The sequence below is a fragment of the Synechococcus sp. HIMB2401 genome, assembly GCF_042883245.1.
Classification (GTDB): domain Bacteria; phylum Cyanobacteriota; class Cyanobacteriia; order PCC-6307; family Cyanobiaceae; genus Parasynechococcus.
Window position 1 is genome coordinate 388,479 of record NZ_JBDJKK010000001.1, and the last position, 16,475, is coordinate 404,953.

Consider the following 16,475-nt stretch of genomic DNA (forward strand, 5'->3'; position numbering starts at 1 on the left):
CGCCCATACTGATCCGATGGAGCTTTTGCTGGAACCCCTCAGTCACGCCTTCATGGTGAAGGCGTTGATGATCAGCGCCCTGGTTGGGGGTGTTTGCGGGCTGTTGTCCTGCTTCATGACCCTGAAGGGATGGGCGTTGATGGGTGATGCCGTCTCCCATGCGGTCCTCCCTGGCGTGGTGGTTGCCTATGCCCTGGGCCTTCCCTTCTCCCTGGGGGCGTTCGTCTTCGGTGTGGGCTCCGTTGCCGCCATCGGCTTTGTGAAGCAGAAGTCGAGGGTGAAGGAAGACACCGTCATCGGGCTTGTCTTCACCGGTTTCTTCGCTCTGGGGCTCGTGCTCGTCTCCAAGACGCGCAGCAACATCGATCTCACCCACATCCTCTTCGGCAATGTGCTGGGGATCTCAGCGGGGGATGTGCAGCAGACCCTGGTGATTTCGGTGCTGGTGCTGGTGCTGCTGCTGCTGTTCCGGCGGGACCTGATGCTCTTCTGCTTCGATCCCACCCATGCCCGATCGATCGGGATCAACACCGGACTCCTGCACTACATGCTGTTGGGACTCCTGTCCCTCGCCGCCGTTGCCGGTCTGCAGACCGTGGGAATCATCCTGGTGGTGTCGATGCTCGTTACCCCCGGTGCCACGGCCTATCTGCTCACCGATCGGTTCGACCGGATGACGCTGCTGGCCGTCACCAGCAGCGTGCTCTCCAGTGTGCTGGGGGTGTTCATCAGCTACTGGACCGACAGCTCCACAGCCGGTTGCATCGTGCTGGCGCAAACCGCGCAATTCGTGCTCGCCTTCCTTCTTGCACCTGGGCAGGGGGTGCTGCGGCGTCTCTGACCAGTTGATGAGTGGATCAGTGGATCAGCGCTCGTCGTCGTCCCAGTCGTAGGTGTCGTTGAAGCGCTGAACGCCGGCTTCTCGAAAGTGAAAGTCCCTGGCGGAACGACCCTGATCAGATGCCGTTTGCTTGGAACCGTCCTGGTCCCACGGCTCGCGGTAATCAAGATCGTCTCGCATGTTCTGGAACGGCTCAGGAGGCTTCGCTGTCATCCCACTTGGCTTTGCCATCCAGCAGTTCGATCAGCTCCTGGAGCTTGCCCATGGTGACGCGCACATCGGCACCATCGGGCAGAACACCATCGGCCACCACGTTGTAGTGGTCACGGCACTGGTTGCGCAGCTCCTGCAGGCGCTTCTTGGTGATGGTCTTTTTCTGTTCTGCCGTTGCCATGGCGATTGCTTGGTCTGGCCCTCATCCCTAGCAGAGCAGGGTGCTGCCTACCGATCTACCCCGGAAGAACCTGGCGAAAGCCCTGGGCTTCCACCACGTTGAGCGGGGTGTTGAACAGTTCACTCAGTTCGGCGGGCCGCAACATCTCCCGTGGGCTTCCATCCCCAACAAGACGTCCCTCTGCCAGAAACAGCACCCGTTCCATCTCCGGAACGATCGTGTCCACCCGATGGGTGACCTGCACCACGGTGGTTCCCGCTTGGATCAAGCGCCGCAGGATCGCCAGCAACTGATGGCAGGCCTGGAGGTCGAGGGCACGGCTCGGCTCATCCAGCACCAGCACCTCGGGTTGGTGAATCAGGGCGCGAGCGATCAACAGGCGGCGCCGCTGTCCGTCCGACAGCTCTCCGCAGCAGCGTTCACGGATGCTGTGGAGGTGCAGTTGATCGAGCAGATCCCGCGCCTGCTCCCATTGCCGCGCGCTGGGCTTCTGATCCCGGCCCAGCCGGGTGGCCCCAAAAAAATTGCTCACCACCGCCTCTTCAACAGCTGTTTTGGGATGAAGCCGCTGTTCCATGTCGCTCGACACCACCCCAAGGCGGCTGCGCAGCGCCCAGAGGTTCACCGTCTCGCTGCCAAACAACCGCAGATGAGCGTCGGGGCGAACGATGGGATACAGGCTGCGGTCGATCAGTTTCACCAGGCTGCTTTTGCCTGCGCCATTGGGCCCCAACACCGTTGTGGACTGCCGCAGTTTCAGTTGCAGGTTGAGCTTGTGCAGCACCGGCCGATCGCCCAGCCATGCCTCCACATTGCGGAGATCCAGCCAGGTTTCAGTGTTCATGGCCCTCCTTCAGCAACCGATCGATCACGATCGACAGGCGCGGAGCGACAGGCCGGAGCTCCTGCTGCCGCTCACTCCAGATGGCGTCACGCACCAGATCACTGAGGGGGACCAGCTTCATCTCCTGGCCCTCCTTCAACTGCAGTTGGCTCACGGGCACGCTGAGCGTTCCGCGGAACACGTGGGCCACCCGGTTGCCGCTGTCATCGCTGAACCATGGTTCGAGCGGCACGCTGGGTGACCAATCGATCTCTTCCTGCAATTCGCGGTGCACGGCTTCGCTGGCTGTTTCTCCCGGATCGAGATGGCCGCCAAACAACCCCCAGTGGCCCGGATAAATGATCGAGTCGATGTCGTCGCGCAGTTGGAGCAGCCATCGGCCTTCCCGCTCGAGCATGGCCAGGGCGACGGCGGGCTTCATTACGCCTCCGGTGTCTTGCGGGACCACTGGGCCAGTCCACCGCCCCGCCCCCGCGCTGTGAGTGTTCCCTGCTGCTCGTTCAGTTCAATCAGGGCAAAGAAGGGCAAGCGTTGGGGTTCCGGTGACGGCAGGCTTCGCTGCAGCAGCACCTGATCGGACCAGCTCAGCTCCAACGACGTGAAGCTGAACATCAGCAGTGGTCTGGAACCCTTCAGCTGGGCCTGGCCGCTGAACCGCAACCGGAAACCGGCTAGGCAGACCTGATTCACGATGCTCAGGCCCTGGTCGCCGTGGCTCAAGGTCAGGCTGGCCTGCAGCCAACGCAGCAGCGTTGCGGTGCCGGGCGCCGGTGGATCCCCGCTGCGCGTCCAGGTCTGCTGCAACATCCAGCAGCCCGGCAGCTGCTCGATCTGAATGCCGCTGCCCTCACGGCGGCTCTGGTCTTCCCTCGCCAGAAGAGCTGCGGCAGGAGAACCAGGCAAGGCTGAGATCATGGTGCTCTGCAACACCCCCATCTTTTCGGAGTCGGCCCATGCAGCGCGACAAGCGCCGGACACCTCCCATAACGGACCTGCTTCTACGGGGACTGCGCATCGGGGCCAGCACCGTTGCCCTGGTGGAACTGCTGCGCAGTGATTGGATCGGAGGGGGGCTCGCCAGCTTGGCCTGGCTGGTCTTCGTTCAGGTGGAGCGTCGCCGGGCGCCGCTCAAGCCTCCGTCCTGAGGATCGAATCGATGCAGTTCGGGTGCTGTCGGATATAGGCGTTGAACTCCATGGCCAGCAGGCGGGCCTCAAAGGCATCGGTGGCGTAGAAGCAGGATTCCAGCTTTTCTCCGTTGGATGTCTTGTGTCGGACGGTGTAGGCAGCCCGTCCCTGAGCAATGCTGGCCATGGACTGATGAAGCAGTGGTTTCAAGCTGGCACTCCTGCCCTGAGGAATTCCATAACCATTCATTCATGTTTGCGTTTCAACGCTTCGTAAAGCTGTTTGAAGCGACCGACAGTCCGTCTCACCTCTCTGCCCGCATCCCGCTGCCCATGGCCTCCCCTGCTCTGGCCTTCAACGTTGCTCTCGCGTCATTCCTATCCCTCATCGCAGGGCCAGTTCAGGCGGAATGGCAGCCGATGCAGGAGCCGGCGGTTTGGCAATCCCGTCGCGGCGATCTGCTGCCGGGCGACGGCTGGATCTTCATGGAAGCCCTCGACACCCCCGCGATCAAGGCGGCTGAATACATCCGGGCCCCCCAGATCGTGGACGGTTCCGTTGAGGTGGAAGCAGGCCTGCTGATTCAGCGCGCTGGCCAGTACCGGTGGACCCAACGGGTTCTGCCGATGCGTGCCAACTGTGCCAAAGGTCAGCTGGAGCAACGCCAGGCCGATGGTGCCTGGACCGTCTACCCCGGTCGCGATGGAACCGTGGTTAAGGTCCGCTGGATCTGCGCATTGCAATGAGTCGGCCTGCTTTTCGTTACGAGGAACCGGAACGCTTCGGCGAGTCGCTCACCACAGCACGCCCCTGGAACCGGTCTGCCCTGACCGATGTGGAGCGGCTCAATGGCCGGGTGGCCATGCTCGGTTTCTTGGCTGCTGTGGTGCTTGAAAAGGCCACGGGCTTGGGAATCGCCGGTCAGCTTGGTGCAGCTCTGCGCTGGTACCTGCAGCTGGGTTGATTGATGACGGTTGTTCCTGTTCTGAAGGACTCCCAACGCTTCAAGTTGGATGCCACCGACGACGCGATCTTCTACAGCGAGCCGCGTTTCGTTCACCATCTGGATACGGGTTTTCGTGCTCGGCTGACCGCCCTCTACCGCGAGCGCATTCCTCCCTGTGCCCAGGTGCTGGATCTGATGAGCAGTTGGGTGAGCCACCTGCCTGACGACGTCAGTTACGACAACGTCATCGGCCATGGCCTCAATGCTGAGGAGCTAAGTGCCAACCCCCGATTGGATCGGCACTGGGTTCAGAACCTCAACCGCGACCAAACCCTTCCGGTTGAGGATGCATCGATCGATGCCACCTTGATCGTGGCCGGTTGGCAATACCTGCAACACCCCGAGCCGATCGCCGCTGAGCTGTGGCGGATCACCCGCCCCCGGGGCCAGGTGATTGTGGCGTTTTCCAATCGAATGTTCTTCACCAAGGCTCCCCAGGTCTGGACCGACGGTGATGAAGGTGATCACCTGCGTTATGTCGCTGAGGTGTTGATGGCCCAGGGCTGGCCCCAGCCGGAGATCGTTGCCGAAGACACTCGCGCCGAGGGTGTGATGGGCTTGTTCGGCGGTAAGGGAGATCCTTTCTTCGCCGTTGTGGCCGAGAAACCTCTCTATTGATTCCTCGACTTTCCTTTGCCTTGCAGGGATGGACGTTGTTCTGAATTGCGGCAGCGTGAGGCGAGAACCAGGATCTCCATGAGCTTCACCCTTCCGGGTCTTCTCCCCTGGCGCTTCAGGATCGTGTTGATCGGTCAGCAGGTGGTTCTTGAGGCTTCGTCTGAGGATCAGCAGCTGAGCACGGTTCTTGAACCTGGTGGAAGCCGCATTCGGCGTGGCTACGACCTGATCAAGGCTCCGCAATGTGCGTTGATCCGGTGAGCAGCACGTCTCGCCTCACCCAGCCCGTCGTCATCTTCGGTGGCTTTCTGAATAACGGGAGTCACCAGTAATAACAAGCCCTTTGGGCTTGATCCTGCAGAGTTGGGCCTAGTTTGGGCCTAGAACCTCTGTGCTGTTGCGCGGCAGGAATCTGCGTGTATCTTCAGCTCAGGTACCCCTCGGGGGACCTCTACCGGAAGCACCTGACAGCACCCCGGTTAGTAAAAGGCCAAGGCCTTCCACCAGGGAGTGATCCCTGAGTCCGCCCAGCAGAGGTTTAGCGGCGCAGCAATGCGGGATGCACAACGATTTGAAGTCAGGACAACCCAGCGAGCCCACCCTTAGCTGCCCGGTTGTGGATCAGAACAAAGATCCCAACAGCTAATGGCTACATCACCTCGCGTCCGCGCGCTTGCCGTGCCGGAATACCTGCGTCCCCGTATTGAGGCGGCGCACAAGCGCATCGCGGAAGAACATCCCCGTGCGCTGAGCCCTCAAGCGGTGCTCAACGCCTTGATCATCTGTGGCTTAGAAGCCATCGAGTTTCAACACCTCGCCAACGGCAACGGGGCCACGGCCACTGCCCTGCAGACCATGGCCGCCCTGTGGGCGAAGCGTTCCGATCAGAAAAAGGCTCTGGCTTTTGTGCACTGGGTCACCAATGAGGCAACCCCCAAGGACTCGGTGAGCCACAAGCTGGCCGATGCGATCGAGATGTTCGACCCGGACTTGCTCCAGTTCCTGAACGTTGAGGACTCGGCGGAACCTGACCCTGCGATTCTCGAGGCGTTTCGTGCGGCATACCGCGGTGAGGCGAAGCCCGATGTCGTTGAACGCGTCTACGACGACAGCGTTCAGGGACCTCTGACGGCCAGCGAGCAGGGGCGCGACTGAAATGATGGAGGTCGAGCTTCGGCTTGAGCTCTTGCATGCGGAGGTGAGGGAACTCACCTCTGTTATTCAGCAGCTCGTAGCTACCACTCCCCAGCGCACGAAGACGTGGCTGGAACCCCGTGAGATCGCCCCAATGCTGGGCATCTCAGTCCGCACCCTCGCGGTATGGCGGACGAATGGACGCTTCCGTCCGATCTCAATCCGCAAGCAAGGCTCCGGGTATCAGTTCCACGCCGACTGGGCGTTGGCTGATGCCCAGGAGGTCTCCCGTTGACGGAGACGTTCCTGCCGCCGCTGGGCAGCCGCAACACCGTGCCCGCTGAGGACTGCGAAAGCGCAGCTCGGTGGGAAGCGTTGCGGGCCCACTACTACCGCCAGGTAGAGGTCCATCCCGAGTTCGCCGACTACTGCCTGGCGCTGGCTGCGTATTACGCCCAGCGGGATGCAGATCGGCCCACGGCCTGAACAAGGAAAAACCCGGCTGAAGGGAAGCCGGGTAGCCCACTAAAGCCGCCCTAATTATGCCTAAGAATCAAGTCCAGGAGGGCGTTTTGCCCCTCGTTGAATACGAGCAGGTGGAGCGCTACCTCGAGCTCATAGGTCGCCAAGACGACCTCAACGACATCGTTGTGGCGGTGTTTCCACCCGAGCCGGACAAGCCCTGCATCCACATTCCGGTGAACCCCTGCATCCCGTCCCACTGGGGGGCGGTGGAGCGTGAGTTGGCCCGGCACAAAAAGCACAGCCTCGGCATCGTCGTGAACCCGGCGAAGCCCAAGCCGGATGACTGGGGAGACAATCCGGACCACTACAACCGCCAGGGCAGTCTGCGGAAGTGGGGGGCATCCAACGACCACATCTCCCACGCCCAGTTGATCTGGGTGGAGGGTGATGGGCGCTTGCCTCCCGATGAGCAGGTCCGCCAGATCCGAGACGCGGGGTTGCCGGTGCCCTCGTTCACCAACTGGAGCGGCGGAAAGAGCTGCCACGCGTATTGGAAGTTGGACCACCCCATTACCCCCGACAAGTTTCGGGAGATGCAGAAGCGGCTGATCCAGCTGCTGCTGCGGGTGGCACCCGACCTCAAGGTGGACAAGTCAGTCCACAGCCCCTGCCAGGTCATGCGACTGCCGGGCGGCTTGCACCCAGAACGCAAGGAGCGGACGACGATTCGGAGTATCTCCGGTCACGTCTACAAGCTCGCTGCGTTGGAGGCAGTGCTGCCCCCGGAGGAGGCACCATCGGCGCCGCTACCACGACCTGAAGAATCCCACCGCAGTGAACCGCGGAAGGGTTGGCTGCAGCGTGAGCTTGGGCCGAATGACCTGGGTTGGTTCAATTCGCGCACCCGTGATGAGCAGCACCGCCTGGCGGTGGAGATGCTCAACTTCCTCCCCCGACGTGAGCAGAAGGGGAACGGAGAGCGCAACACCTGCATCAAGTGCCTGGCTGGTCTGGTTAACCAGTTCGGCCATGACGAGGCCATGGTCATCTGCGAGAAGAGCAGCTGGCGCTCCGAGCATTGGCAGCCGGAGGTGGAGATCCCGACGATCTACAACCCCAGCAACACCTTCGGCAGCGTCATATGGGAGGCCCGGCAGGGGGGCTGGCAGTTTCCGCTTGAGGCGCCGGTAGCGCCGAAGCAACCTGAACCAACCACCCCTGCGAAGGCCGTGACCCTCGAGGGGTTGTTCCCCACTCGCATCGCAGAACGACTGCGGCGGGTGACCAAATACCTCCCCTATGACGACCCGCTGATCGCGGTGACGTATCTGGCGGCCATCGCTGGTGTGCAACGGCTGGGGGCCGGGGTGGTCTGCAATCCCCTGAGTGACTTCACGGTTCCGCTGAACCTCTTCGTGGCTGCTGTCGGCAAAACAGGCACCAAGAAGACGCCACTGAAGAAGACCCTCGTCTCCGGTCCCCTTGGGGAGATCCACTCCGACATGCGGGAGGAGTTCCTCCTCGAATGGCGCGAGTGGAAGGCGGGGGGAATGGACGGTCCAACTCCTCAGGAAGCCCTTCTGTGGGTGAAGGATGCAACCGGTGCTGCCCTGGAGCAGCAACTGGTCATCCAAGAGAAGAAGCAGCTGGGGCTGCTGTTGCTGCGGGATGAGCTGGCCGGTGTCTTCTACGGGATGGACAACCCCGAGCAGTCCGGCAATGAGGAGCAGGCGCTGCTCGAGATCTATGACGGTGATGGCATCGCATCGCTGCGGGTCAGCACCAGCAACAGGGTCTGCACTCGGACCCAGCTGAGCATCTTCGGGAACATCCAGCCGGAGGTCCTGGAGGAATTACAGCAGGGCCGCGACCACAACGGCAAATGGGCGCGCTTCCTCTTCGCTCCACTACCTGGGACGCCGGTAAGGCTCCCCACGTCGTGGGATCAGGAGGAGATGAACGCCTTTAACGATGCCAAGCGTTTGCTCCGGTGGGTGTCACGAGATGTGCGGAAGTTGCCCGCGCTCAACTATTGGATGACAGCCGAGGCGATGGCTCACTTCGCTGACTACGAGTTCTCCAAACAGGAGCAGGCTCAGGTCGCGAAGCTGCCGTCACAGGCGGCCATCCTCAACAAGTCGGCGGGCAAGGTTGCCCGTGTTGCTGGTTTGCTCCATGTCCTGGAGCTGGCTGACGTTGGCTACAAGCCAGGAGCCAAGGAGGGCATCTGGCGCAACAAGGCCGAAACCGAGATCTCCATCACAAGGCTGCTGGCGGCCATCGAGCTGGTCGAACACCTCGACCGCTGGGCGCTCACATTCCAAGCCGTTACCAACGCCTCGGATGAGGAGCGGTACATGCTCAGGCTGCAGGAGCTGGCCCTGAAGTCCAAGGGTCCAGTGCCGATGAGTGAATTGCAGCGTGGCCTCAGCAGCAAGGAGCGGAAGCGGTTGAAGGGTGACTCCATCCGCAAGGTGCTCCAAGCGTTAGCCGAGGAGGGCTATGGGGAGATTTCAGAGGGTCCGAGGGGCGGGCTGCAGTACAAGGCAAACCCCGATGCCTCCAAGTTGGAGGAAGGTTGGACCGGGTGAAGTCCACCCCCAGAACTGCCGGGCCCCAACCACTTCAGAGGAAGGGTGGATAAGGAGGAGTACCCCCCTCTCTTTTCTTCCTACCTCTGTGGTGAGGGGCCCAGCTGTGGAGGTATGCCACCCCCCGCCAACACTCCAACTCATCCCCCACCTCCATTCCGCCCCAACGGTTGTTGGGTTGGACTGAAGGCCGGAAAGGTTGGAAAATCGGTCCTCTTAAAAAGCCGATTCACCCCAGGAAAATGGGTGTGAAGGCGTGATGGTTAGCCATGAATCACCTGATAGCGCTGCAGCAACTCCAGGCCCGGCTGGACCGTGTTGCTCCTGCAGTGGTGCCGCCCACGATGCGGTGTTTCACCATTCACGACGGCGAGGACGATCAGTTGCCTGATGACCTTGGCCGTTGGGATCTGGTTGTCCGCATTGAGGGGCCGCGGCCCTTTCATAACGATGCGGCCATTCAGAGGTTCTGAGTCGGCCCTTAATAGGGCCGGTTAGCCAAAGGCTTCGACCACGGCGACCTTGTGTTCTTCGCTGACGGCCAAATAACGCTCCAATGCCGCCAGCGACGTATGGCCGCTGATGCTCTGGAGATGTCGCAGGCTGATGCCCTTGTCATTGGCCGCCGTTAAGCAGCTCCGCCGGAACGAGTGGGTGCTGACCCCTGAGAGGCCCAGCTGTTCACACGTTGCCCGCAGCTGTTTATCGAACGCTTGTCGGCTCATTGGTCTGCCAACCAGTCCACCCGGGACGATGAAGTCCGTGGGTCTTGGGTTGGTCTCAGCCTTCCACCGTTTGAGTACATCAAGGAGCTGAGGAGCCATTGGCACCTCCCTCGATGTTTTCGTTTTGGTGGTGGCTGCAGTGAAGAGGATGTGTGTATCAGAAATTTCTGCCCACCTGAGCATCCGAGCCTCGCTGACCCTCGCAGCTGTGAACCGGAGGATTGTGGCGAGGACTCGATGAGGCCCAGCAGGCAGCGCATCGATCAAGTTGTCCAGGTGCTGAGGACTCAAGACCGACGCCTGGCCGAAGCGGTTTTGCTTCATTGATCAGGAGTGGTGCAAGTGAGCAGAGCAACGTCTGCAGAACAGGTCTGAATCGGTTGCTCTTCCTTACAGAAAAGCACCTGGCGCTCGCTTTCGGGTGGTTTTTATTGCAATCAAGAGCACAAGATCTCTAATTGCCAATCATGCGATCTAATGCGATTACTGATATCACTGATGTGAATATTTTTCTATTGTTTTATTGTGATTATTGATATCACTATCTGTAATCTGTGGGGGTGGGATTGCGATTTCTGCTTATCTAATTGTCGCGCGGGAACTTGTCACAAATAATATGCCAGCGATTGAGGTTATTTGTCAACATCTGGCGTAGAATTGCGGTGTTGCACAGCTTTTGATGGATTCCGATTGGAACCTATCTAAAGAAGATTGGGCGCTGCTGAGTAGGTGCAACAAATGCGCCGCAATGCTGTTCCCCCAGAGCCAGCAGATGGCCGATCGGTGGGCTGAGGGTGCCTTCCACCGCTCCAAGGATGAGGGGGTGTCCCCCGAGTGCTTGAGAGACCGAAGAGCCCCCGGCATTACGCAGTTGATCGCCAACCGCAGGCCAAATCCAACCCTTCGTCAGATGTATCGCCTCCCATGACCAACCAAGCCCAGCGGTTCATTGAGCTCCACTCCCGGGCGTTCCCTGGAGTGCCGATTCCGCCCCTGCCTCGTCATCCCGGTGAGCTGGGATTGAGCGTTCAGTTGGCTCTGCGGGATGCAGATGCTGGCTGGTGGCAGAACCAGTTCGGTGGACGAGATGACAACGGTGAAGCGGCCCGGCTGCCTGCAGATGTTGAGCAGCGGATGCTGGCTGGCACCCCTTATCCCGAGGACGAGGGTGCTCTGCGGGCAGCAAACATGGACTACTACGCCAACGCTGCAGGAGCGCAGCGGGAGCAGGTGCTAGACCGCGCCCGGCAGGCAACCCGTGCTCGTGAACAGGAGCTGTACGCCGCCGAGCGTGCTCGAGCGCAAGCGTGGAATGAAGCATCACTGCTGCAGCGGATGGCGATGTCTCCGGTGTCTGCAGAGCAGGCTGCGGCTGCAAGGGCTCAGTGGGGCATCAGCGGATGACGGCCTTAGCTCGCCACACCGGCAGACCAACCCGGGAGGAGTCCGGTGAGATCCCACCCAAGGTGAGGGCTGCCCTAACCCTCAGGGCTGCAGGCCATAGCTGGAAGCAGTGCTCCGACATGACCGGGGCCAGCTACCGCAACCTCCTGAAGTGGAAGGATCTGCCGATAGCTGAGGCCTACGTCGAGGAGAAGGTGAAGGAGGCCCTGGCGGGCACCTACAACAAGCTCATCAGCGCGGGCCCAGCTGTTGCGGATCGACTGCTGTCGATCGCGTTGAATCCAGAGACGAAGTCCTATGCCGCGGTGAGCGCCTGCGAGGCGGTGATCCGCAGCATCGAGCGAGGGGTGCTGGACCGGGAGATGCGGGAACACATCACCAAGCTCCGTGAGCAGATGGCCCTGCTGGAGCAAGGACGACCAATCGACGTTTAGCCCTTCGGTTTCCTCACATCGCAGTTCAAGTCGATCGTCCGATCTGGATCCCAAGGCAGCTCGATCCGTTTGACGAACTCGCCGTCGACCCACATGTATCCGAGGTCGACTTTCTTTGGTTTCTTTCTTTTCCTAGGTCGTTCCATGACCAAATCCTCCGCATACAACATAGATGCGTGAGCCGTAAACGTTCGATTTTCTAGGTGCCCGGTTGGGGGAGAAGGAGAGAAGTTATGTCTCCTCATACCGGAGGAACAATTCACCTTCGTAGCCCAAAGCTTGCATGCGCTCTATCCAAGCCTCTTCATCAGTAGGTGTGTATCCATCACGCTTCTCATAATTTTCATCTCCGTCTAGAGGCTGGAGGTTTCTCCAGTTAAAACAAACTGATTGTTGCTCTGGGACGGATAGATCAAATGATGCGCATGGGCGGACATGGTCTACATGCCAATCACCCATATTTTCCCAGCTCATCCACTCTTCGAATTGAGCTTCTATAAATTCGACAAAGGACTGCAAGTCGCAACCTACAAGCTTCATCGTAGTGCTGTCTTTAGTGGTTTTTTGATTCTTTAGGGCCTGATAAATACGAGATGCGAGGTTGCGTCTCAGCCTGAAGGCTGGGTCTGACTTCGTTCTTTTTCTTAAATAAGCAGCGTGTTCAGTCATAAGCCGATCTCTGTGTTCGGCATAGAAAGACCTAAACGAATTTCTGAGGCTGGCTCTTCCTTTTTCTGTTTTCGCCCAAGCTGCTCTCTGGGCTTGTGCTTTGGCGCGAACCTCTGGGTCTGCCCAGCGTCGCTTTGAATACTCGCGAACTTTTGCCTTTCCTTCTGGTGTGGCCCTCCTGCGAGCTATTTCTAATCGTTTGCATTCCATGCAGCTTCCGTCGGACTGTCTCGGAACCTGATGCCCAGCAGGACAAGGCTCTGCACTGAAATATTGGGTGACCCCTATTTGGTTCGCTTCTGTTCTTGTGAGTGGTAGTTCAAACCATTCTTTTGGTACGGCACCTAGGAGTGCTTCTCTGCGCTTGATTGCATCTTCACGCCTTTTCTCTTCGGAGTTTTGGTTGGTGCTTATTGCTGTATCCGCCTTTTTCTGGTTTGCACAGTCGATACAAGAGCAAACTGTCTTCCTGCTTTTTCGAGATCCATGAAAAAGATGACTTCCTGGGATCTCGTATCTCATCTTTCCGCAACTGCATAAGCCATTCCAGTAAGCAGCTCCGCTCTTTTCTCTTTTATCCGAAATGGAAACGATTGTTATAGATGTTGTTCCATCTGAGTACACCTCACCAACTCGATTCTTGGGTTTCCCTGCCATCAGCTCGCCTCCGCCAGTCTTGCCATGGCAGCTCTTAGGTCAGTAGCTGTCATCCAGCGTTGATATCGCTGCTCGTGCATCTGCAGGGAGTGCCCCATGCTCTGGGCGCACAGGCTCTGGTTCACGTTGGCCTCGATGGACCGCACGGCCCAGCGGTGCCGCATGTCGTAGATGTCGAATCGATAGTCGTCTCCGAAGACCTCGGCGATGGTCTCCTTGTAGATCTGCGCCTGGCGGGCGCCGCGCCATGCAGCCACCCATCTCTCGCTGTCAGCGGAGTCGAACTGGTTGGGTTTGATCCACCTGGCTTCCTCGAGCGGCCCCGTGGGGATCTCCACCTCATGAAGAGCCCAGCGGTCGATCCATTCCTTCGGATACGCGAAGCAGGTTCTGAGGGCTGGGAGGCGCAGCTTTTCCTTGATTGAGAGGCAATCGGCGGTGCCGTCCTTATGCAGCTGAAGGCTGGGCACCTCGCCGGGTCTGCACCCGAATGTCGCCATCGCAGCGAGGCACCATCCCCACTTCGTGGGCCTGATGACATCGATGAGTTGCACCAGCTGCTCATCGGTCGGGAGCTCTCGCTCTTGGGGCTTGTAGTTGCCACGCAGTGAGCGGAGCTGTTCGCTGCCTTCCACCCCTGACTTCTTCAGCAGCCGCTCGAACTGCATGCAGGTCATCTGCCTGGTCCTGCTGTCCGGTTCCGTTGTCTCCAGCAGGGTGCGCTGCAGAAGACCAAGGCTCAGGACACCGTTTGCGGGCAACCGGTTGAGGATGTGCTGATAGCGCTGCCAGGTGAGCTCGGTGTTGGGCAGTCGCTTCCGGGTCTGCCAGTAGTCCTTTTCATATATGGCGATCGCTTCGGCAACGGTGATCGGCTTCTCAGGGACGACCTGGCCCGGCTGATGCTTGGCCCGCAGCACCACCGTGGTGGGATCGATCCCCTCGCTGATCGCTTGGTGCATCGCGGTGGCGATCTGCTCCGCTTCGATCAATCCGCCGGGCGTTGCAGGACAACCGAGGCCAGCCTTCCGCTGTTTCCTCACTCCAGCTGCATCGGTCCAGGTCCCTCTGACACCGATGGTCCCCCTGCCGGGCACGACATACAGCGTCAGCTTTGCCCCGCGATTGCGCAGGGCTTGGTTAGTAGTGGTGAGGTCCAGATCCAACCGGGCTGACTCTTGGTGGCTTATTTGGGGATTTGGCGAAAAATGGGCCTGATTTGGGCCTAATTTCTTGCCGGCATCATCCCGCATAATCCGGAAGGAGGCCACCACCTCATCCCTACCTAATCCCCAAGAACCGTTGTCAGAGCTGAAGAAATTAGATCCTAAAACGGTTTCGCTGAATCAGCCCGTCGTCATCTTTGGTGGCTTTCTGATCACGCAGGAGGCCTATCGCCCCCTCGCTGATTGGATTGATCAGGCCACCGGCGCTGCGGTGCACATCGTGCGTGCGTCCAAATTGGATTGGCTGGCCACCAGCTGGGGTTTCGGTTGGCGTCGCCTGCTTGATCGCGTTGATGCCGCTGTGTGTGAACTTCAAAGCCAGTCGCCTACAGGGCGCGTCACGTTGATTGGTCACAGCTCCGGCGGGGTGATGTTGCGGCCCTATCTGGCTGATCAGACCTTTCTGGGACGCCGTTTCAACGGTGCAGCCCGGTGCAATCGCCTGATCACGCTCGGCAGTCCCCATCAGGCCCTGCGTGCCACACCATTGCGGGCTCGCGTGGATCGTGAGTTTCCGGGTTGCCCTGAAGCCGATCGGGTGGACTATGTCGCGGTTGCCGGTCGGCTTGATCCGCTGGGAGCGAATGCATCCAATTTTTCGCGCCGCAGCGCTGCCCGCAGCTATCGCCAGATCATGGGCGACCCGGATCTGCAGGGGGACGGTCTGGTTCCTCTTCCATCAGCCCTGCTGCGGGATGCCCGTTCGATTGAGCTGGCTGATACGGCCCACGGCGGATTGTTCGGCCAAAGCTGGTACGGCTCCACCGATCGCATCGAGCGCTGGTGGTCGCAGCTTGGAGACTGAACCAGGCGATCAGGCATTGTGGCCTGCTTTGGCGATCAGCTTGTGCAGGAATCGAAAGGGTTTGGTGGTCAGGCCAGGTCGGCCAAACGCAAGTCCAGCAAGAAGCGCAAGCCAGGAACGTCAAACCATCGCAGGGATCAATGCCCGATGGGGCGCGACCCCGGCCTCGAGGCGATTCAGGCCAGACAGTGCCTCGGCCTGCCGCTTACTGGGCGGTTAACTGTTGCCCAGGTGAAGCGGGCACACAAGCTTCTGGCTGTTCAACACCATCCCGACAAAGGGGGCGACCCTGAGGTGATGACACGGTTCAACACCGCCCGCGATGTGCTGCTTGAGCCCGAGATGGAGATGCTTGCTGCCTGACGCCCTTGACGTGCGTCCAAGTGGGTCAGCTGCCGCTGCTGCGGCCCAGCACCAGCCAGGTGATCAGCATCAAGCCACTCAGGCTGACAACGGTGTAGATCCAATCCGCGTATGGCGTCCAGAACAGTCCCGCAACCGGGGCTGTCATCGGTCCCAGACCAGCAGGAGCACCACAAACAAGGCCCCGAACACGAGGAAGGGTGTGAGCAGCGTCAGCAGAGTCTGTGTTTCGATCGTTCTGGTTGCAGCAAGCGGATCATCCGGCGGTCTGTTTTGATCTGTCAAATCTCCATTATTCACTGAGATTGAGGCCAGAGCTCGCGGCCAATCAACCTTCAGCGGGATCGAGCAGTGGGATGAAAAACCGTCAGCGTCAAATTCTTGTTGCTTTTTCGGCCTCGATGGGGCTTGGCTTGCTCGGCGGGTTGGCGTTCAACGTCACGTCCCAACTGATCCGGCCCGGCAAGATTGACTTGGGCCCGGCATCGCCGGGAGCGCCTGGCCAATCTCCTGCGTTGCCCGAGCAGAACACAGGCTCATCCGATCCAGGCTGTGTTGTTCCTCCTGGAGGTGGTCCGCCTGTCACGACGAATTTCCAGCCCTGTTGATTGCATCGTGAGGACGGGTTTTATGGCCAGAGTTTCAAAAGAAAAGATAAAAAAGTGCTCTGGTGATACCCGGAATTGTTTCGTTTGTTCGCTCCGATACCGAAGTTGAAGGCCAGCTGAGGTGATTGTTTGCTTATCTTTCAGCCCATGCATGAACAGCGATCAGCGTCTCAGTTATCTGCACTTGATGAACAAAGCTGCTGAATCCGAAGACAGACAGAGCTATTTTTATTATCTCAAGCTGGCTGAACAAACCCTGCAACGCCAGGATCCCGAGGTGATCTGGAAGCCTGCAGGTTGATTCAGCGAATCATGTTGGCCTTGAAAAAACCGAATCCAAGGCCAAAGGATGATGATTGATCGCGATGCAGCGTCACTGAAACATCGAAATCGAGAAGATCGGATTGTTCGATGTCTTTACGCTTCAAGTTGTGAGCGTTCTCCGCTTCGAAGCCATTGATGATTTCATCGCGATTTCTTTCCAGGTAATCCACTACCTGCTTCAGCACATGGTCGCGCCAGGCCTCGCTGGCGTCTTTGCTGATTCGATCAGACATGGTGGA

27 protein-coding genes are annotated in these 16,475 nt (G+C 59.4%); 16 read left to right on the forward strand and 11 right to left on the reverse strand.

All coding sequences use genetic code 11. The features are described from left to right. The first annotated feature begins 16 nt into the window (after positions 1 to 16). Positions 17 to 841 (forward strand): metal ABC transporter permease, encoded by an 825-nt coding sequence (locus tag AAXE93_RS02495; protein ID WP_011364450.1) that lies wholly within the window; start codon positions 17 to 19, stop codon positions 839 to 841. 24 nt (positions 842 to 865) lie between these two features. On the opposite strand, the gene AAXE93_RS02500 is transcribed toward AAXE93_RS02495, so the two are convergent. From AAXE93_RS02500 to AAXE93_RS02520, 5 genes are read right to left on the reverse strand one after another with little or no spacing between them, the layout of a single operon-like run. After that, the gene (locus AAXE93_RS02500; protein ID WP_186497687.1) at positions 866 to 1,021 is read right to left on the reverse strand and encodes a hypothetical protein; all 156 of its coding nucleotides are present in this window, start codon (positions 1,019 to 1,021) and stop codon (positions 866 to 868) included. A gap of 13 nt (positions 1,022 to 1,034) precedes the next feature. Next, positions 1,035 to 1,235: a hypothetical protein gene (locus AAXE93_RS02505; RefSeq protein WP_006851769.1), complete on the reverse strand. Its 201-nt coding sequence runs from the start codon at positions 1,233 to 1,235 to the stop codon at positions 1,035 to 1,037. A gap of 55 nt (positions 1,236 to 1,290) precedes the next feature. After that, positions 1,291 to 2,079, reverse strand: coding sequence for an ABC transporter ATP-binding protein (locus AAXE93_RS02510; RefSeq protein ID WP_390127832.1), 789 nt, complete (start codon positions 2,077 to 2,079; stop codon positions 1,291 to 1,293). Continuing rightward, a complete protein-coding gene (locus AAXE93_RS02515; RefSeq protein ID WP_390127834.1) occupies positions 2,069 to 2,500 on the reverse strand; it encodes an NUDIX domain-containing protein in 432 nt (143 codons plus the stop codon). The genes AAXE93_RS02510 and AAXE93_RS02515 overlap by 11 nt, the downstream gene beginning before the upstream one ends. Beyond that, the gene (locus AAXE93_RS02520; protein WP_390127836.1) at positions 2,500 to 3,015 is read right to left on the reverse strand and encodes a hypothetical protein; all 516 of its coding nucleotides are present in this window, start codon (positions 3,013 to 3,015) and stop codon (positions 2,500 to 2,502) included. The genes AAXE93_RS02515 and AAXE93_RS02520 overlap by 1 nt, the downstream gene beginning before the upstream one ends. 17 nt (positions 3,016 to 3,032) lie before the next feature. On the opposite strand from AAXE93_RS02520, the gene AAXE93_RS02525 reads away from it, so the two are divergent. Continuing rightward, on the forward strand, positions 3,033 to 3,224 hold the full coding sequence (locus AAXE93_RS02525) for a hypothetical protein (RefSeq protein ID WP_114989292.1): 192 nt from the start codon (positions 3,033 to 3,035) through the stop codon (positions 3,222 to 3,224). On the opposite strand, the gene AAXE93_RS02530 is transcribed toward AAXE93_RS02525, so the two are convergent. Further along, positions 3,208 to 3,393 carry a hypothetical protein gene (locus AAXE93_RS02530; protein ID WP_114989374.1) on the reverse strand — a complete coding sequence of 62 codons (186 nt, stop codon included), beginning with the start codon at positions 3,391 to 3,393 and terminating at the stop codon, positions 3,208 to 3,210. The genes AAXE93_RS02525 and AAXE93_RS02530 overlap by 17 nt on opposite strands. A 65-nt stretch (positions 3,394 to 3,458) precedes the next feature. On the opposite strand from AAXE93_RS02530, the gene AAXE93_RS02535 reads away from it, so the two are divergent. The 9 genes from AAXE93_RS02535 to AAXE93_RS02575 all read left to right on the forward strand — a co-directional run bounded on the left by AAXE93_RS02535 (position 3,459) and on the right by AAXE93_RS02575 (position 9,494). Next, positions 3,459 to 3,953, forward strand: a complete 495-nt coding sequence (locus AAXE93_RS02535; RefSeq protein ID WP_390127839.1) for a hypothetical protein — start codon at positions 3,459 to 3,461, stop codon at positions 3,951 to 3,953. Beyond that, positions 3,950 to 4,171, forward strand: a complete 222-nt coding sequence (locus AAXE93_RS02540; protein WP_115009146.1) for a chlorophyll a/b-binding protein — start codon at positions 3,950 to 3,952, stop codon at positions 4,169 to 4,171. The genes AAXE93_RS02535 and AAXE93_RS02540 overlap by 4 nt, the downstream gene beginning before the upstream one ends. Before the next feature lie 3 nt (positions 4,172 to 4,174). Continuing rightward, positions 4,175 to 4,831, forward strand: a complete 657-nt coding sequence (locus tag AAXE93_RS02545) for a class I SAM-dependent methyltransferase (protein ID WP_390127842.1) — start codon at positions 4,175 to 4,177, stop codon at positions 4,829 to 4,831. A 78-nt stretch (positions 4,832 to 4,909) separates the two neighbouring features. Next, positions 4,910 to 5,092: a hypothetical protein gene (locus AAXE93_RS02550; RefSeq protein WP_115132715.1), complete on the forward strand. Its 183-nt coding sequence runs from the start codon at positions 4,910 to 4,912 to the stop codon at positions 5,090 to 5,092. 384 nt (positions 5,093 to 5,476) lie between these two features. Further along, positions 5,477 to 5,986, forward strand: a complete 510-nt coding sequence (locus AAXE93_RS02555) for a hypothetical protein (protein WP_390127844.1) — start codon at positions 5,477 to 5,479, stop codon at positions 5,984 to 5,986. A 4-nt stretch (positions 5,987 to 5,990) separates the two neighbouring features. Then, a complete protein-coding gene (locus tag AAXE93_RS02560) occupies positions 5,991 to 6,260 on the forward strand; it encodes a hypothetical protein (RefSeq protein WP_390127846.1) in 270 nt (89 codons plus the stop codon). Then, a complete protein-coding gene (locus AAXE93_RS02565; protein ID WP_390127848.1) occupies positions 6,257 to 6,451 on the forward strand; it encodes a hypothetical protein in 195 nt (64 codons plus the stop codon). Before AAXE93_RS02560 ends, AAXE93_RS02565 begins: the two co-directional genes overlap by 4 nt. Before the next feature lie 56 nt (positions 6,452 to 6,507). Next, positions 6,508 to 9,021, forward strand: coding sequence for a DUF3987 domain-containing protein (locus AAXE93_RS02570; RefSeq protein ID WP_390127850.1), 2,514 nt, complete (start codon positions 6,508 to 6,510; stop codon positions 9,019 to 9,021). Between the two features lie 269 nt (positions 9,022 to 9,290). Beyond that, positions 9,291 to 9,494, forward strand: a complete 204-nt coding sequence (locus tag AAXE93_RS02575; RefSeq protein WP_390127852.1) for a hypothetical protein — start codon at positions 9,291 to 9,293, stop codon at positions 9,492 to 9,494. Between the two features lie 21 nt (positions 9,495 to 9,515). On the opposite strand, the gene AAXE93_RS02580 is transcribed toward AAXE93_RS02575, so the two are convergent. Then, positions 9,516 to 10,070 carry a tyrosine-type recombinase/integrase gene (locus AAXE93_RS02580; protein WP_390127854.1) on the reverse strand — a complete coding sequence of 185 codons (555 nt, stop codon included), beginning with the start codon at positions 10,068 to 10,070 and terminating at the stop codon, positions 9,516 to 9,518. 600 nt (positions 10,071 to 10,670) lie between these two features. Here AAXE93_RS02580 and AAXE93_RS02585 point away from each other — a divergent pair. Together AAXE93_RS02585 and AAXE93_RS02590 are read left to right on the forward strand one after the other, a co-directional pair. Continuing rightward, positions 10,671 to 11,150, forward strand: coding sequence for a hypothetical protein (locus AAXE93_RS02585; protein WP_390127856.1), 480 nt, complete (start codon positions 10,671 to 10,673; stop codon positions 11,148 to 11,150). Beyond that, positions 11,147 to 11,584 carry a hypothetical protein gene (locus AAXE93_RS02590; protein WP_390127858.1) on the forward strand — a complete coding sequence of 146 codons (438 nt, stop codon included), beginning with the start codon at positions 11,147 to 11,149 and terminating at the stop codon, positions 11,582 to 11,584. The genes AAXE93_RS02585 and AAXE93_RS02590 overlap by 4 nt, the downstream gene beginning before the upstream one ends. A gap of 231 nt (positions 11,585 to 11,815) precedes the next feature. Here the strand turns inward: AAXE93_RS02590 and AAXE93_RS02595 are convergent, their stop codons facing one another. Then, complete coding sequence (locus AAXE93_RS02595) at positions 11,816 to 12,910, reverse strand: hypothetical protein (protein ID WP_390127860.1); 1,095 nt, start codon at positions 12,908 to 12,910, stop codon at positions 11,816 to 11,818. After that, a complete protein-coding gene (locus AAXE93_RS02600; protein WP_390127861.1) occupies positions 12,910 to 13,953 on the reverse strand; it encodes a hypothetical protein in 1,044 nt (347 codons plus the stop codon). Before AAXE93_RS02600 ends, AAXE93_RS02595 begins: the two co-directional genes overlap by 1 nt. 268 nt (positions 13,954 to 14,221) lie before the next feature. Between AAXE93_RS02600 and AAXE93_RS02605 the strand changes: the two genes are divergently transcribed. Further along, positions 14,222 to 14,941 carry a lipase family alpha/beta hydrolase gene (locus tag AAXE93_RS02605; RefSeq protein WP_390128658.1) on the forward strand — a complete coding sequence of 240 codons (720 nt, stop codon included), beginning with the start codon at positions 14,222 to 14,224 and terminating at the stop codon, positions 14,939 to 14,941. An 18-nt stretch (positions 14,942 to 14,959) separates the two neighbouring features. After that, positions 14,960 to 15,304, forward strand: coding sequence for a molecular chaperone DnaJ (locus tag AAXE93_RS02610; RefSeq protein WP_115132713.1), 345 nt, complete (start codon positions 14,960 to 14,962; stop codon positions 15,302 to 15,304). A gap of 25 nt (positions 15,305 to 15,329) precedes the next feature. On the opposite strand, the gene AAXE93_RS02615 is transcribed toward AAXE93_RS02610, so the two are convergent. Continuing rightward, positions 15,330 to 15,452, reverse strand: coding sequence for a hypothetical protein (locus AAXE93_RS02615; protein WP_006849913.1), 123 nt, complete (start codon positions 15,450 to 15,452; stop codon positions 15,330 to 15,332). 611 nt (positions 15,453 to 16,063) lie between these two features. On the opposite strand from AAXE93_RS02615, the gene AAXE93_RS02620 reads away from it, so the two are divergent. After that, complete coding sequence (locus AAXE93_RS02620) at positions 16,064 to 16,213, forward strand: hypothetical protein (protein ID WP_186510432.1); 150 nt, start codon at positions 16,064 to 16,066, stop codon at positions 16,211 to 16,213. Position 16,214: 1 nt separating this feature from the next. On the opposite strand, the gene AAXE93_RS02625 is transcribed toward AAXE93_RS02620, so the two are convergent. Next, positions 16,215 to 16,469 carry a hypothetical protein gene (locus tag AAXE93_RS02625; RefSeq protein WP_390127864.1) on the reverse strand — a complete coding sequence of 85 codons (255 nt, stop codon included), beginning with the start codon at positions 16,467 to 16,469 and terminating at the stop codon, positions 16,215 to 16,217. Positions 16,470 to 16,475 lie beyond the last annotated feature (6 nt).

Excerpts from the sequence above, each read along its gene's own strand:
- AAXE93_RS02495 (WP_011364450.1), top strand. The coding sequence starts at position 17 with ATGGAGCTTTTGCTGGAACCCCTCAGTCACGCCTTCATGGTGAAGGCG.
- AAXE93_RS02500 (WP_186497687.1), bottom strand. The coding sequence starts at position 1,021 with ATGCGAGACGATCTTGATTACCGCGAGCCGTGGGACCAGGACGGTTCC.
- AAXE93_RS02505 (WP_006851769.1), bottom strand. The coding sequence starts at position 1,235 with ATGGCAACGGCAGAACAGAAAAAGACCATCACCAAGAAGCGCCTGCAG.
- AAXE93_RS02510 (WP_390127832.1), bottom strand. The coding sequence starts at position 2,079 with ATGAACACTGAAACCTGGCTGGATCTCCGCAATGTGGAGGCATGGCTG.
- AAXE93_RS02515 (WP_390127834.1), bottom strand. The coding sequence starts at position 2,500 with ATGAAGCCCGCCGTCGCCCTGGCCATGCTCGAGCGGGAAGGCCGATGG.
- AAXE93_RS02520 (WP_390127836.1), bottom strand. The coding sequence starts at position 3,015 with ATGGGGGTGTTGCAGAGCACCATGATCTCAGCCTTGCCTGGTTCTCCT.
- AAXE93_RS02525 (WP_114989292.1), top strand. The coding sequence starts at position 3,033 with ATGCAGCGCGACAAGCGCCGGACACCTCCCATAACGGACCTGCTTCTA.
- AAXE93_RS02530 (WP_114989374.1), bottom strand. The coding sequence starts at position 3,393 with ATGGCCAGCATTGCTCAGGGACGGGCTGCCTACACCGTCCGACACAAG.
- AAXE93_RS02535 (WP_390127839.1), top strand. The coding sequence starts at position 3,459 with ATGTTTGCGTTTCAACGCTTCGTAAAGCTGTTTGAAGCGACCGACAGT.
- AAXE93_RS02540 (WP_115009146.1), top strand. The coding sequence starts at position 3,950 with ATGAGTCGGCCTGCTTTTCGTTACGAGGAACCGGAACGCTTCGGCGAG.
- AAXE93_RS02545 (WP_390127842.1), top strand. The coding sequence starts at position 4,175 with ATGACGGTTGTTCCTGTTCTGAAGGACTCCCAACGCTTCAAGTTGGAT.
- AAXE93_RS02550 (WP_115132715.1), top strand. The coding sequence starts at position 4,910 with ATGAGCTTCACCCTTCCGGGTCTTCTCCCCTGGCGCTTCAGGATCGTG.
- AAXE93_RS02555 (WP_390127844.1), top strand. The coding sequence starts at position 5,477 with ATGGCTACATCACCTCGCGTCCGCGCGCTTGCCGTGCCGGAATACCTG.
- AAXE93_RS02560 (WP_390127846.1), top strand. The coding sequence starts at position 5,991 with ATGGAGGTCGAGCTTCGGCTTGAGCTCTTGCATGCGGAGGTGAGGGAA.
- AAXE93_RS02570 (WP_390127850.1), top strand. The coding sequence starts at position 6,508 with ATGCCTAAGAATCAAGTCCAGGAGGGCGTTTTGCCCCTCGTTGAATAC.
- AAXE93_RS02575 (WP_390127852.1), top strand. The coding sequence starts at position 9,291 with ATGAATCACCTGATAGCGCTGCAGCAACTCCAGGCCCGGCTGGACCGT.
- AAXE93_RS02580 (WP_390127854.1), bottom strand. The coding sequence starts at position 10,070 with ATGAAGCAAAACCGCTTCGGCCAGGCGTCGGTCTTGAGTCCTCAGCAC.
- AAXE93_RS02585 (WP_390127856.1), top strand. The coding sequence starts at position 10,671 with ATGACCAACCAAGCCCAGCGGTTCATTGAGCTCCACTCCCGGGCGTTC.
- AAXE93_RS02590 (WP_390127858.1), top strand. The coding sequence starts at position 11,147 with ATGACGGCCTTAGCTCGCCACACCGGCAGACCAACCCGGGAGGAGTCC.
- AAXE93_RS02595 (WP_390127860.1), bottom strand. The coding sequence starts at position 12,910 with ATGGCAGGGAAACCCAAGAATCGAGTTGGTGAGGTGTACTCAGATGGA.
- AAXE93_RS02615 (WP_006849913.1), bottom strand. The coding sequence starts at position 15,452 with ATGACAGCCCCGGTTGCGGGACTGTTCTGGACGCCATACGCGGATTGG.
- AAXE93_RS02620 (WP_186510432.1), top strand. The coding sequence starts at position 16,064 with ATGAACAGCGATCAGCGTCTCAGTTATCTGCACTTGATGAACAAAGCT.
- AAXE93_RS02625 (WP_390127864.1), bottom strand. The coding sequence starts at position 16,469 with ATGTCTGATCGAATCAGCAAAGACGCCAGCGAGGCCTGGCGCGACCAT.